Below are 12,813 nucleotides of genomic sequence, written 5' to 3' on the forward strand. Positions count from 1 at the left end.
CATGGAGAGGCGCTGCGCCATTTCTTCCGGGGTCGGCTCGCGGCCTTCTTCGTGGAGGAACTGGCGGGACGTGCGCACCAGCTTGTTGATCGTCTCGATCATGTGCACCGGAATGCGGATGGTGCGCGCCTGATCCGCGATGCTGCGGGTGATCGCCTGCCGGATCCACCATGTGGCGTAAGTGCTGAACTTGTAACCGCGGCGGTATTCGAACTTGTCGACCGCCTTCATCAACCCGATATTGCCTTCCTGAATGAGATCAAGGAATTGCAGGCCGCGGTTGGTGTATTTCTTGGCGATCGAGATCACCAGACGCAGGTTCGCCTCGACCATTTCCTTCTTGGCGATGCGCGCCTCGCGCTCGCCCTTCTGGACCATGTTGACGATGCGGCGGAACTCGGTGAGGCTCATGCCGGTCTGCGCGGCGATGTCGGCGATTTCCGAACGGATGCGCTCGATGGCGTCTTCCTCGCGTTCGGCAAAGGCCGCCCACTTCTTGTCCTTCTTGGCGCGCTCCTTGATCCAGGCATCGTCCATCTCGTTGCCGACATAGGCGGCGAGGAAGTCGACGCGCTTGACCTTGTGACGTTCGGCAAGGCGCAGCATCTGGCCGCCGAGCGTGGTGAGGCGGCGGTTGAAGGCATAGAGGTTGTCGACCAGAAACTCGATCTTGGTCGCGTGGAACTGCACGCTTTCGACCTCGGCGGTGAGGTCTTCGCGGAGTTGTTCGTACTTGCCTTCCTTGGCGGCCGGGAAGGCATTGCCCGCCGCGAGCGTGTCGACGCGCTCTCCCTGAAGCTTCTCGAAGGCGTTGAACAGCGTGGTGATGCGCGCGAAGCGCTCGAGCGCCTCGGGCTTCAACTGCGCTTCCATCTGGGCGAGGGAGAGGGTGTTGTCCTCCTCCTCTTCCTCTTCGCGCTTGGGGCGGCCCTCGCCGTCCTCGTCCTCGTCCGAATCCGCTTCGGGCTCGTCGGCGACTTCGTCGTCCTCGCGGATGGTCGGTCCGGCAGTGGCTTCGGAGATCTCGCCGTCGTCGTCGTCATCCTCGGCGCCCTCGGCCATCTTGTCGGCCGGGGGTTCCTTGGAGAGCATCGCGTCAAGATCGAGGATCTCGCGCAGCTGCATGTCGCCGCTGTTGAGGGCTTCGGACCACTGGATGATCGCGTGGAAGGTGATCGGGCTTTCGCACAATCCCATGATCATCATGTCGCGCCCGGCCTCGATGCGCTTGGCAATGGCGATTTCGCCCTCGCGGCTGAGCAGTTCGACCGCGCCCATTTCGCGCAGGTACATGCGCACCGGATCGTCGGTGCGTTCACCCGTGACGAGCTTCTTGTTGCCGGCGCGGGCGTCCTTCGGGGCCTTCTTGCCCTCGTCGTCGTCGTCATCGTCATCATCGGCGATCACGTCCTCGCTCTCGCCGTCCTCACGATCCTCGGCCTCGGCCTCGGCGTCCTCGTCGCTCTCGACGATCTGGACGCCCATTTCGGAGAGCGCGGTCTGGATGTCCTCGATCTGGTCGGGGCTCATCTCGCCCGAGGGCAGCGCCTCGTTGAGCTCGTCATAGGTGACGTAGCCGCGCTTCTTCGCCTTGCTGATCAGCTTCTTGATCGAAGCCTCGTTGAGGTCGATCAGCGGGGCATCTTCCTTCTCGGCCATATGTATCCGTGTCTATCCGTTGCCGGGCGACCTGCCGGGTGGCGGCCGCCTGTTGATCCCATGTGCGCCCCGTCAGGGGGTATCATCCGTGCCGGGCACTGCGGAGGCCTTGCGGCGCCCGAAGGCCTTCAATCTATCCTCGGTTGCCATGAGCTGTGCACGCAAACGGGTCTGCTCCGCAAACGATCCTTCCGGATCGCTGTCGAAACGCGCGATCGTGGCCGCAAGCGCAGCCTCAAGCGCCGGCCTTTCGACCAGCAGCGACACAGCTTCAGCCAGTTCCTCGCACGCAGCGTCGGGATCGTTGCCTTCGTCGAGAAAGGCGTAGCGGATATCTGCCGACGGGGCGGGTTGGCCTTGCGTGGGTAGCCATATGGCGGTTGCGTCGTGCGAATCAAGCGTTTCCGCAAGCTCGAGCAGGGATTCGATGGCGGGCGCGGCCTCGGGCAGCAGTCGGGCGAGGCTGATCAGCGCCTCGGTATGCCGCGCGATTTGCCCGGGATGGCGCGCGAGCCCGGTCAGAACGGCCTGCATCAGTCCCTGCCGCTGGCCGCCTGCCATCATCCCCGAAAGCTGCGCACGCGCTTCCTCCGACAGGCCGGGAGGAGGCAGATTGGCGCCCTTCCATGGCCCGCGCTGCCCTGCTGCCGGGCGGGCCTGCGCGGAAGGTTGCCAGGCCGCGCGGGGCGGCCGCGGCGGATAGGCGAAGGCGGAGAACCGGTCGCCCAGCTCGCGGCGGTATAGGCTCTTGATCTCGGGGTCGGCGATGGTCTCGACATGCGCCATGAGCCGCGCCTTGAGCCCCGCCTTGGCCTCGGGCGTCGTCAGCGGCTGCGCGTCGCGCTCGAACTCCCACAGCGTGTCGATCAGCGGGGCGGGGTTGGCGAGAAGCTGCTCCATCGCCCTGGCGCCCTGCTGCTTGATGAGATCGTCGGGGTCGAGGCCCGCAGGCAGACGCACGATGCTGAGCGAGCGCATCGGCGCGAGCAGCGGCAGCGCCCGCGCGATTGCCCGCATCGCCGCACGCTGCCCTGCCGCATCGCCATCGAAGCACAGCACCGGCACTTCGACCATGCGCCACAGCAGCTCGAGCTGCATCTCTGTGAGCGCGGTGCCGAGCGGCGCGACCGCATCGGCGATCCCCGCATTGGCGAGCGCGATCACGTCCATATAGCCCTCGACCACCACCACCCGGCCCGACTGGCGCGAGGCTGGGGCGGCGCGGTGGAGGTTGTAAAGCGTGCGGCCCTTGTCGAAGAGATCGGTGTCGGGCGAGTTCAGATATTTTGCGACGCCGTCGCGCTTTTCTAGGATGCGCCCGCCGAACGCGATCACGCGGCCCCGCGCGTCCTGGATCGGCAGCATGACGCGGCCGCGGAAACGGTCGTAACGCTCGCCCTGCTCGTTGGCGGCGCGCATGCCAGCGCCTTCGAGCATGTCCTCTCCGAAGCCCGAGAGGGCGCGGGGGAGGGCCTGCCGGTCATCGGGAGCCCAGCCGAAACCGAATTCGCGCATGACGGCGGGGGAGAAGCCGCGCCGCTGAAGATATTCGCGCGCCGCGCCGCCATTGGGCCCGCCAAGGCTGTCGACAAAGAACTTTTGCGCCGCCTCGGTCACGTCGATCAGGCTGGCGCGCTGCTCGGCGCGTTTGGCCATGACGGGATCGGGGGCGGGGACTTCCATTCCGGCGATCGCGGCCAGTTCCTTGACCGCGTCCATGAATTGCAGGCCCTGCTGGTCGACCATCCAGCTGATCGCATCTCCATGCGCCCCGCAGCCGAAGCAATGGTAGAACTGCTTCTGGTCATTGACGTAGAAGCTCGGTGTCTTCTCCTCGTGGAACGGGCAGCACCCCTTCCACTCGCGCCCCGCGCGGGTCAGCTTCACCGAGCGCTGGACAAGCGTCGAGAGCGTGATCCGCGCACGCAGCTCGTCCTTCCATTGCGGGGTGATGGCCATGGCAGGTTAGGTGCGCCCGAACGCCTCTGCATTCAAGCGCGCCCTGTGGACGGGTCTGTGGCTTAAGAGAGCGCCGCCTTGACCAGCGTGCTCGCCAGCTTGCCGTCGAGCACCGCGCCGTGGCGGGCGCGCAGTTCGGTCATCACCGCGCCCATGTCCTTCATGGTGGAAGCGCCGGTCTCAGCCTTGATCGCCTCGATCGCGGCGCGGGTCGCGGCCTCGTCCATCATCTGGGGGAGGAATTCCTCGATCACGGCGAGTTCGGCGCGCTCGACCGCGGCGAGCTCCGCGCGCCCGCCTGCATCATACATCTCGATCGATTCGCGGCGCTGCTTGGCCATCTTCTGCAGCACGCTCGTCACCAGCACGTCATCATCGGCGACCGGGGCCGCGGCGGTGCGCTCCTCGATGTCGCGGTCCTTGATCTTGGCGCTGATCTGGCGGAGCGCGGCGGTGCGGTCCTTCTCGCCCGCCTTCATCGCGGCGATGGTGGCGGCCTTGATATCGTCACGGATCATGTTTCTGCTAATTCCTGTGGATGGGGTTTCCTGCGCCGCGCCCCTAACCCAAATAGAAGCATACGCCTAGGTTGACGGCGCGGGGCGAGGGGCCTAGCGGGCAAAACTTAGCACCATCGCCGGAAAACCAACCAACGGAGCGCCCCATGGCCGACCCCGCATCTACTCGCGCGCAACCTTCAGGGGCAACCGGCGTTCTGGTTCTCGCCGATGGCACCGTGGTGTGGGGCCGGGGCTTCGGAGCCGTGGGCTCGGCGGTCGGCGAAGTGTGCTTCAACACCGCCATGACCGGCTATCAGGAGGTGCTGACCGATCCCTCCTACGCCGCGCAGATCGTCACCTTCACCTTCCCGCATATCGGCAATGTCGGCGCGAACGGCGAGGACGTGGAGAGCCGCGTGGAAGGCGCCGTGGGCTGCGTGGTGCGCGAGGACGTGACCGAGCCCTCCAGCTTCCGTTCGATCGAGCGGTTCGCCGACTGGATGGTCAGGAACGGCAAGATCGGGCTTTCGGGCATCGACACCCGCGCGCTCACCCGCCGAATCCGCCAGAGCGGCGCGCCCAACGCGGTGATCGCCCATGCGCCGGACGGCAAGTTCGATATCCCTGCGCTGATCCGGCGTGCGCAAGAGTGGCCGGGGCTGGAAGGCATGGACCTCGCCGTGCGCGTGACCCGCGGCAGCGACGAGCAATGGGGCGGCGGCGCATGGACGCTCGGCAAGGGTTATGGCCGGGCGCCCTTCGACGCCAAGCCCCATGTGGTCGCGATCGATTACGGCGCGAAGGACAACATCTTCCGCAATCTGGTGAAGGCCGGCGCGCGGGTGACGGTGGTGCCGGCCAAGACGAGCTTCGACGAGGTGATGGCGCTCGCGCCTGACGGCGTGTTCCTCTCCAACGGCCCCGGCGACCCGGCGGCGACCGGCGAATATGCCGTGCCGGTGATCAAGGCACTGCTCGACGCCGACGTCCCGCTGTTCGGCATCTGCCTCGGCCACCAGATGCTCGCGCTCGCCGCGGGCGCGAAGACGATCAAGATGCACCAGGGGCATCGGGGCGCGAACCACCCGGTGCAGCGGGTTGGCGAGGGCTGGGGGGAGACCTCGGGCCTCGTCGAGATCACCTCGATGAACCACGGCTTTGCGGTGGATGCGGCGAGCCTGCCCGATGGTGTGGAGCAGACGCACGTGTCGCTGTTTGATGGGACGAATTGCGGGATTGCGATCCGGGGGAAGCGCGCGTTTGCTGTGCAGTATCACCCTGAGGCAAGCCCGGGGCCGCAGGATAGCTTCTATCTGTTCGAGAAGTTTGTGGGGGGGCTGGGGTGAGAGCCAATCTGCTCGCCTTTGCCGCCGGTTCGCTCCTGACATCAGGGGCTTGGCTAGTCGGCCAGTCTTTGGGATCGACCAAGACCGTTTTGCCCGCCTTGGAAGTTGAGAGCAGGGCGCATAGGCTGGACGACGTGGTCAACAGGTCAGAAGAAGAAACGGCCATCAGGACGTCTAGCTCTGCCTTTGTCCGCAAGTGTGGTGCAAGCGAGTTTAGCGCTGAAATCGGGCACGGCGGCCCGCGTTCGCGGGTTCAGATCGCCCCCGGCAACGAACCGGTCATTGACTGCATCCTTTCAATTGCGCCGAAAGAAGGTTTCCCTTTGTTTATCAGCTTCAAGGCAGATTGATGCTCAAAGAGACCGAAATTTCCTCGATCGTTCCTGTCTCCCTTCCCCTTGGGGGAAGCGAAGCTGGCGCGCAGCGCCAACGGTTGGGGATGGAGGTTTGGCGGTGAGGGGGCAGGGCTTCCATTTGCTGCTTGTAGCCTTTGCCGCTGCGTTTGCGACCTTCGCAGCCCCCGTGCTCGCCCAGCATCCGCACCCCATCACCACACGGCTCGAAGGCCCCGCCCCCCCAGCGCGCGGCGGTGATGGCGATTCCGTGTTCGTTGCTGCGGTGCGCAAGCAGGCCGAGGCTTGCGGGATGCAGAACGACAGTTTGCAGGTGACGCAGGAGCGGTTTTCCGTCGAACCCAAGACCGAAGCGGAGGAAGCCGCGCTCGATGCGAAGGTCGAGGCGATCTCGGCCAAGTCCGGCGCCACCGGCCCCAAGGAGAGCCGTCAGGCCAGCCGCGCCTTCATCCGCGCGCTTCTCACCGGGCGGCTGCGGCTCATGCTGGCATACATGGGGGAGGACGGCGAGGCGGGGATGGAGTGCCTTGTGGGGGCTATGGTCGAAGCCGGCTTCGCGACGGTCGACCCTCCGAGTTCCTTCACGCAAGACATGGCCGATGCCATCTCGGACTCCTGCGGAAGCCCGCGGGCGTGGATGAAGGTGGAGGCCGACGGCACGGTGCGCTTCGAACCGCCGATGGATGCGGATTACAAAGTCAGCGCCTGCCTGCTCAAGGGCATCAAGGAAAGCGGCGCGACCAAGCTGGGCTTTGTCGGCAATGAGCGTGTGCCGCCCACCGAGGGGCAGGCCGATGACTAGCCGCGCCCTCCTCCTCGCTGTCGTCCCCCTGCTCGCCGCCCCCGCGCTCGCCCAGAACCCCGCGCCCGTGGCCGAATGGCCCGGTGCCGAGATTGCCGAGGGCGTGGCGTTTCAGGGCGATGGATCGGTGACGCTCGACGCCTCGGCCGACACCGGCCTGCCCATCCTCACCTTCTGGCGCCCGGTCCTCCATGACGAGGGCTCCCGCTACCCCGTCGCGGGGCGGATGGACTGCCGCATCGCCGCCTCCCAAGGCCCGTTCAGCGAGGAGGATTTCGATCCCGCCAAGCGCCACAAGGCCGTGGTCGAACAGCGCAAGGAACAGGGCTTCATCGACAGCGAGCGCCTCGCCAGCGGCACCGAGACGGTGAAAAAGCTCGACGTCATCGGCCGCCGCAACGCCCCGCGCTCCTACTACGTGCTCAGCTACATCATGGCGCGCGACGGGGACCGCCTCGTCGACATCCGCCGCAACTGCACCTTCGTCTTCGGGCCGGCCGCCGCCAAGCCCGACGTGCTGCCTTACGTGAACCGCTACACCAAGCTCATCTTCGCCTTTTCCGAGCAGGAATCCTGATGCCCAAAAGAACCGACATTTCCTCGATCCTCGTCATCGGCGCGGGGCCCATCATCATCGGCCAGGCCTGCGAGTTCGACTATTCCGGCACCCAGGCGATCAAGGCGCTGAAGGAGGAGGGCTATCGCGTCATCCTCGTCAACAGCAACCCGGCGACGATCATGACCGATCCGGAGTTCGCCGACGCCACCTATATCGAGCCGATCACGCCCGATATCGTCGCCAAGATCATCGCCAAGGAGCGGCCCGATGCGCTGCTCCCTACGATGGGCGGGCAGACCGCGCTGAACTGCGCGCTGGCGCTGGATGCCGACGGCACGCTCGCCAAATACGGCGTAGAGATGATCGGGGCCAAGGCCGATGCGATCGACAAGGCCGAGAACCGCCAGCGCTTCCGCGAGGCGATGGACTCGATCGGGCTGGAAAGCGCGCGCTCAGGGGTCGCCACCACGCTTGAACAGGCGCGCGCCGTGCTCGAGCGCACCGGGCTGCCCTCGATCATCCGCCCCAGCTTCACCCTCGGCGGCACCGGCGGCGGGATCGCCTACAACAAGGCCGAGTTCGACCAGATCGTGCGCGAGGGCCTCGATGCCTCGCCCACCACCGAAGTCCTGATCGAGGAATCGCTCCTCGGGTGGAAGGAGTTCGAGATGGAGGTGGTGCGCGACCGCAAGGACAACGCGATCATCATCTGCGCGATCGAGAACGTCGATCCGATGGGCGTCCACACCGGGGACTCGATCACCGTCGCCCCGGCGCTGACGCTGACCGACAAGGAATACCAGATCATGCGCTCCGCCAGCATTGCGGTGCTGCGCGAGATCGGTGTGGAGACCGGCGGCAGCAACGTGCAGTTCGCGGTCAATCCCAAGGACGGGCGCCTGATCGTCATCGAGATGAACCCGCGCGTCAGCCGCTCTTCGGCGCTGGCCTCCAAGGCCACCGGCTTCCCCATCGCCCGCGTCGCGGCCAAGCTGGCGGTGGGCTACACGCTCGACGAGCTCACCAACGAGATAACCGGAGCGACCCCAGCGAGTTTCGAGCCGACCATCGACTACGTCGTCACCAAGATCCCGCGCTTCGCCTTCGAAAAGTTCAAGGGCGCGGCCAATGACTTGTCGACCGCGATGAAATCGGTCGGCGAGGTCATGGCGATCGGGCGCAATTTCCAGGAAAGCGTGCAGAAGGCGCTGCGCGGGCTCGAGACCGGGCTCGACGGCTTCAACCGCTTCCCCGAGCTGGAAGGCGCAGGCCGCGAGGTGATCACCGCCGCCCTGTCGCGCCGCACGCCCGACCGGCTGCTCAAGGTCGGCCAGGCGTTCCGCGAGGGTATGAGTGTCGAGGAGATCGCGGCGGTCACCTTCTACGACCCGTGGTTCCTGCGCCAGATCGAGGCGATCATCGCCGCCGAGAAGGAATTGCAGGCCAATGGCTTGCCCCGCGATGCCGCAGGGCTGCGCCGCCTGAAGGCGATGGGCTTCTCCGACCGCCGCTTGGCGACGCTGGCGGTGCGCTCTGTGGGCGTGGCCGGCGGGCTTGCCGAGACCCAGGCCAAGCGCTCGGGGCTGCTGCATGACGCGCTTGTCGCGATGGCCGGCGCGACCAGCGCGGACGAGGTTCGCGCGCTCCGGCACAAGCTCGGCGTCTTCCCCGTCTTCAAGCGCATCGACAGCTGCGCCGCCGAATTCGAGGCGATCACGCCCTACATGTATTCGACCTACGAGGCCCCGAGCTTCGGCGCGCCCGAGTGCGAGGCCATGCCCTCGGACCGCAAGAAGATCGTCATCCTCGGCGGCGGGCCCAACCGGATCGGGCAGGGGATCGAGTTCGACTATTGCTGCGTCCATGCCTGCTTTGCGCTCGCGGAGCAGGGCTTCGAGACGATCATGGTCAACTGCAACCCCGAGACCGTCTCGACCGATTACGACACCTCCGATCGCCTATATTTCGAGCCGCTGACCGACGAGGACGTGCTGGAAATCCTGCGCGTCGAACAGTCGCGGGGCGAATTGCTCGGCGTGATCGTGCAGTTCGGCGGGCAGACCCCGCTCAAGCTGGCGCAGGCGCTGGAGGACGCGGGCATCCCCATCCTCGGCACCTCGCCCGACGCGATCGACCTTGCCGAGGACCGCGAGCGGTTTGCCAAGCTGGTCAGCAAGCTGAAACTGAAGCAGCCCGAAAACGGCATCGCCCGCAGCCGTGACGAGGCGGCGGCCGTCGCCGCGCGGATCGGCTACCCGGTGCTGCTGCGCCCCTCCTACGTGCTCGGCGGGCGGGCGATGGAGATCGTCGACAGCGAGGCGCAGCTCGACAGCTACATCGCCACGGCGGTGAACGTGTCGGGCGATTCCCCGGTGCTGATCGACCAATATTTGCGCGATGCGATCGAATGCGATGTCGATGCGCTGTGCGACGGCACCGAGGTGCGCATTGCCGGGGTGATGCAGCATATCGAGGAGGCCGGCGTCCACTCGGGCGATTCTGCCTGCACCCTGCCGCCCTACAGCCTGCCGCCCGAGATCATCGCCGAGATGGAGCGCCAGGCCGAAGCGCTCGCCTTTGCGCTGGGGGTGAAGGGCCTCATGAACATCCAGTTCGCGGTGAAGGACGGGGTGATTTACCTCATCGAGGTCAACCCGCGCGCCAGCCGCACCGTGCCCTTCGTGGCGAAAGCCATCGGCCAGCCCGTCGCCAAGATCGCCGCGCGCGTCATGGCGGGCGAGCCGCTGTCGAACTTCGAGCCCTTCAAGCGCGACCTGCGCTACATGGCGGTCAAGGAAGCCGTCTTCCCCTTCGCGCGCTTCCCCGGGGCCGACCCGGTGCTCAGCCCGGAAATGAAGTCGACCGGCGAGGTGATGGGGATCGACGCCACCTTCGAGGCGGCCTTCCTCAAGTCGCAGATCGGTGCGGGGATGATCCCGCCGCAATCGGGCACGGTGTTCGTCTCGGTCAAGAACACTGACAAGGCGGTGATCGTCCCGGCCGTGCGGCAGCTCATCGAACACGGCTTCCGCGTGATCGCCACCGGGGGTACGCAGTCCTATCTCGCGGAGCAGGGCCTCGCCGTCGAGCGGGTCAACAAGGTCGCCGAGGGCCAGCCGCATATCGTCGACAAGATCATCGACGGCGATATCGCGCTGATCTTCAACACCACGGAAGGGTGGCAATCGCTGATGGATTCGAAATCGATCCGTCAGGCAGCGCTTGCGGGTAAGGTGCCTTACTACACCACCGCGGCGGCGTCCGTGGCGGCGGCGGCGGCGATTTCGGCGATCCGGCCGGACCAGCTTGAAGTCCGCAGCTTGCAGGACTACTATGGCAGTTGACTGACACCTCCCCCGACAAACGAGAGTGCCTGACGTCGTGCAACTTGGACGGCGTCTCTAGCATTCTTTTCCCCAGTGGGCAGGGGGCAAGAAAGACAAACGGAAAGACAAAGAGCTATGGCGACGATGGAAAAGGTCCCGATGCTGGCCGAGGGTTACGAGCGGCTCACCGCCGACCTCAAGGTCCTGCGTGACGAGCGCCCGAAAATCGTCGAGGCGATCGAGGAAGCGCGCGCCCACGGCGATCTTTCGGAAAATGCCGAATACCACGCCGCCAAGGAACGCCAGGGCCAGGTCGAGGCGCAGATCGCCGAGATCGAGGACCGGGTCAGCCGCGCGCAGATCATCGATCCGACCACGCTGTCGGGCGACAAGATCGTTTTCGGCGCGACCGTTACCCTGCTCGACGAGAACGACAAGCCGATCCGCTACCAGATCGTCGGCCAGACCGAGGCGGACGCCAACAAGGGCCGCATCAGCTACAACTCGCCGCTCGCCCGCGCGCTGATCGGCAAGCAGGTGGGCGATGAGATCGAGGTGACGGTGCCCTCGGGCGAGAAGTTCTACCTCGTCGACAAGATCGAGTTCATCTGACGCGGCAAAGGCGGGGCGCGACATGGCGGTGATTGCGGGCAGCCCGGTTGCCGAGCGCAAGGTCGCAGCGCACTTCATCGCTGCAGGCGCGGTCAGCATGGCCGACGCGATCCCCTATGCTCCCGCCCGCCCGAGCCGCCAGCGCGCCTTCGAGCGGCTGAAGGGCGCCGATGTGCTCAGGACCGATGGTCAGGGCAAGTGGTGGCTTGACGAAGAGCTGTGGCAGGGCCGCCGCTCGCACCGCCGGACCCGGATGGTGTTTGCTATGCTGGCGGTCGGAGTGGCGGCGGCGGTGGCAGCGCTGCGGTAGGCGTGTCGTTACAAGGTCGTCAGCAGGTCGTTGCCCGGTCATTGTCCGTTTCACGTGAAACATGAACCGCTTGGCGCTTGTGTTCAGACGAGCCGCTTTTCCATCGCGTAGTTGTGGATCGCCACCTCGCGGCCTTTGAAGGGGATCATGAAGTCGCGGCGCTTGATAAGCGTATAACCGGCCCGTTCGAACACGGGGCGGGCGAGCTCGCTCGCCTCGGTGAACAGCCGGATGACACCCTGCGCCCGCGCCGCCGACTCCGCCGCATCCAGCAGGCTCAGGGCAAGGCCCTGTCCGGTGTGGTCCGGGTGGCAATAGAGCATGTCAAGATGCCCGTCCGCCTCGAGCATGGTGTAGGCCAGCGGGCGGTCATCGCCGTCCACCGCGACAAGGATCATGTCGCCCCGCGCAGCCCACTCCAGCACGCGCTGCGCCGAGAACCGCGCCGACCACGCCGCAACCTGTTCAGGCGAATAGGCGCGCAAGCCCGTCGTGCGGATCGCTGCGAGGGTGATCGCGGCTATCGCCCCGGCATCACCCTCGCGGTAAGGGCGGATCGCCGCCATCGGGGAGTTAATCCTCGGGCGTGAGCAGCTTGTGGATGTGGACGACGACGTATTTCATCTCGGCATCGTCGACCGTGCGCTGCGCCTGTGCGCGCCAGGCATCGACCGCTGCGTCATAGGAGCTGTAAACGCCGACGACGTGGATGCTCTCCGGGTCCTGGAACTCGAGCCCGCGCGGGTCCTTGACGCGGCCGCCCATCACGAGGTGGAGCCGCTGGGTGGGGGTGGTTTCTGCTGCCATTGCTGTGCGCCCTTGGGGAGGAAGGATGCGCGCCCCTTAGCGCGTCATGCGCCAAGGGCAAGCCTCCTCCCGCCGCGCCGGGCGTCAGCCTTTTGTCTGACGCCGGATATCGCGCACCACGTCAAGCGCGGCGTCGCGCGTGCGGCGGGCGAGAGTGCGGGTGCTGTCCGCCGCCGATCCGGCTGCGTCCGAGGCTCCCGCCGAAAGCTTCTTCGCCTGTGCGCTTGCGGCCTCGCCCAGATCCTCGGCGCGTTCCTTGCCCTCGCGCGCGGCATCGAGCATCTCGTCGATCACGGTCATGGCATAGGCCATCGCCGCCTCGCCGATCATCGTGCCGAGCCGCGATCCGCTGCGCGAGGTGATGCTCTTCACACCCGAAGTCGCGCTCGATGCCGCGCCCGAGATTGCATCCCCCGCCGAGTGCAGCGCACGGCCCGCGACCCTGCGACCGGGGCGGGTGAGGAGGCCGATCACCAGCCCGAAGGCGACCGCGCCGCCGATCACCGTCAGCGGGTTGGCGCGGGTGTAGTCGATCGCGGCATCAGCGGCGGCGCGGGCCTGGTCGGCGAGGCTCTTTTCG

The 12,813-nt window shown here is 66.4% G+C and carries 13 protein-coding genes; 7 read left to right on the forward strand and 6 right to left on the reverse strand.

What is annotated here, in order from left to right:
• The 3 genes from rpoD to NBV68_RS12340 all read right to left on the reverse strand — a co-directional run.
• Nucleotides 1-1,659 (reverse strand): RNA polymerase sigma factor RpoD (gene rpoD / locus NBV68_RS12330; RefSeq protein WP_296310258.1); only part of this gene is annotated, 1,659 nt, incomplete at its 3' end.
• Between the two features lie 72 nt (nucleotides 1,660-1,731).
• Nucleotides 1,732-3,618, reverse strand: a complete 1,887-nt coding sequence (gene dnaG, locus NBV68_RS12335; protein ID WP_296310259.1) for a DNA primase — start codon at nucleotides 3,616-3,618, stop codon at nucleotides 1,732-1,734.
• A gap of 62 nt (nucleotides 3,619-3,680) precedes the next feature.
• Entirely contained in the window at nucleotides 3,681-4,136 is a 456-nt protein-coding gene (locus NBV68_RS12340) for a GatB/YqeY domain-containing protein (RefSeq protein WP_296310260.1), read from the reverse strand.
• Between the two features lie 146 nt (nucleotides 4,137-4,282).
• On the opposite strand from NBV68_RS12340, the gene carA reads away from it, so the two are divergent.
• The 7 genes from carA to NBV68_RS12375 all read left to right on the forward strand — a co-directional run bounded on the left by carA (nucleotide 4,283) and on the right by NBV68_RS12375 (nucleotide 11,426).
• Nucleotides 4,283-5,464 carry a glutamine-hydrolyzing carbamoyl-phosphate synthase small subunit gene (carA, locus tag NBV68_RS12345; RefSeq protein ID WP_296310261.1) on the forward strand — a complete coding sequence of 394 codons (1,182 nt, stop codon included), beginning with the start codon at nucleotides 4,283-4,285 and terminating at the stop codon, nucleotides 5,462-5,464.
• Complete coding sequence (locus NBV68_RS12350; RefSeq protein ID WP_296310262.1) at nucleotides 5,461-5,814, forward strand: hypothetical protein; 354 nt, start codon at nucleotides 5,461-5,463, stop codon at nucleotides 5,812-5,814. The genes carA and NBV68_RS12350 overlap by 4 nt, the downstream gene beginning before the upstream one ends.
• A gap of 124 nt (nucleotides 5,815-5,938) precedes the next feature.
• The gene (locus NBV68_RS12355; protein ID WP_296310264.1) at nucleotides 5,939-6,619 is read left to right on the forward strand and encodes a hypothetical protein; all 681 of its coding nucleotides are present in this window, start codon (nucleotides 5,939-5,941) and stop codon (nucleotides 6,617-6,619) included.
• Complete coding sequence (locus tag NBV68_RS12360; protein ID WP_296310265.1) at nucleotides 6,612-7,196, forward strand: carbamoyl-phosphate synthase large subunit; 585 nt, start codon at nucleotides 6,612-6,614, stop codon at nucleotides 7,194-7,196. Before NBV68_RS12355 ends, NBV68_RS12360 begins: the two co-directional genes overlap by 8 nt.
• On the forward strand, nucleotides 7,196-10,522 hold the full coding sequence (carB, locus tag NBV68_RS12365; protein ID WP_296310267.1) for a carbamoyl-phosphate synthase large subunit: 3,327 nt from the start codon (nucleotides 7,196-7,198) through the stop codon (nucleotides 10,520-10,522). Before NBV68_RS12360 ends, carB begins: the two co-directional genes overlap by 1 nt.
• Before the next feature lie 117 nt (nucleotides 10,523-10,639).
• Complete coding sequence (gene greA, locus NBV68_RS12370) at nucleotides 10,640-11,116, forward strand: transcription elongation factor GreA (protein ID WP_296310270.1); 477 nt, start codon at nucleotides 10,640-10,642, stop codon at nucleotides 11,114-11,116.
• Between the two features lie 22 nt (nucleotides 11,117-11,138).
• Nucleotides 11,139-11,426: a hypothetical protein gene (locus NBV68_RS12375; protein ID WP_296310272.1), complete on the forward strand. Its 288-nt coding sequence runs from the start codon at nucleotides 11,139-11,141 to the stop codon at nucleotides 11,424-11,426.
• Nucleotides 11,427-11,509: 83 nt separating this feature from the next.
• Here the strand turns inward: NBV68_RS12375 and NBV68_RS12380 are convergent, their stop codons facing one another.
• From NBV68_RS12380 to NBV68_RS12390, 3 genes are all read right to left on the reverse strand, one after another.
• Nucleotides 11,510-11,992: a GNAT family N-acetyltransferase gene (locus tag NBV68_RS12380; RefSeq protein ID WP_296310274.1), complete on the reverse strand. Its 483-nt coding sequence runs from the start codon at nucleotides 11,990-11,992 to the stop codon at nucleotides 11,510-11,512.
• Between the two features lie 7 nt (nucleotides 11,993-11,999).
• Nucleotides 12,000-12,233 carry a DUF4170 domain-containing protein gene (locus NBV68_RS12385; protein ID WP_066528235.1) on the reverse strand — a complete coding sequence of 78 codons (234 nt, stop codon included), beginning with the start codon at nucleotides 12,231-12,233 and terminating at the stop codon, nucleotides 12,000-12,002.
• An 84-nt stretch (nucleotides 12,234-12,317) separates the two neighbouring features.
• Nucleotides 12,318-12,813 (reverse strand): hypothetical protein (locus tag NBV68_RS12390; RefSeq protein ID WP_296310280.1); only part of this gene is annotated, 496 nt, incomplete at its 5' end.

The sequence above is a fragment of the Erythrobacter sp. genome, from assembly GCF_023653175.1.
In the GTDB taxonomy this organism is placed as follows: domain Bacteria; phylum Pseudomonadota; class Alphaproteobacteria; order Sphingomonadales; family Sphingomonadaceae; genus Erythrobacter.

Excerpts from the sequence above, each read along its gene's own strand:
- NBV68_RS12360 (WP_296310265.1), top strand. The coding sequence starts at position 6,612 with ATGACTAGCCGCGCCCTCCTCCTCGCTGTCGTCCCCCTGCTCGCCGCC.
- NBV68_RS12385 (WP_066528235.1), bottom strand. The coding sequence starts at position 12,233 with ATGGCAGCAGAAACCACCCCCACCCAGCGGCTCCACCTCGTGATGGGC.
- carA (WP_296310261.1), top strand. The coding sequence starts at position 4,283 with ATGGCCGACCCCGCATCTACTCGCGCGCAACCTTCAGGGGCAACCGGC.
- NBV68_RS12375 (WP_296310272.1), top strand. The coding sequence starts at position 11,139 with ATGGCGGTGATTGCGGGCAGCCCGGTTGCCGAGCGCAAGGTCGCAGCG.
- dnaG (WP_296310259.1), bottom strand. The coding sequence starts at position 3,618 with ATGGCCATCACCCCGCAATGGAAGGACGAGCTGCGTGCGCGGATCACG.
- carB (WP_296310267.1), top strand. The coding sequence starts at position 7,196 with ATGCCCAAAAGAACCGACATTTCCTCGATCCTCGTCATCGGCGCGGGG.
- greA (WP_296310270.1), top strand. The coding sequence starts at position 10,640 with ATGGCGACGATGGAAAAGGTCCCGATGCTGGCCGAGGGTTACGAGCGG.
- NBV68_RS12380 (WP_296310274.1), bottom strand. The coding sequence starts at position 11,992 with ATGGCGGCGATCCGCCCTTACCGCGAGGGTGATGCCGGGGCGATAGCC.
- NBV68_RS12340 (WP_296310260.1), bottom strand. The coding sequence starts at position 4,136 with ATGATCCGTGACGATATCAAGGCCGCCACCATCGCCGCGATGAAGGCG.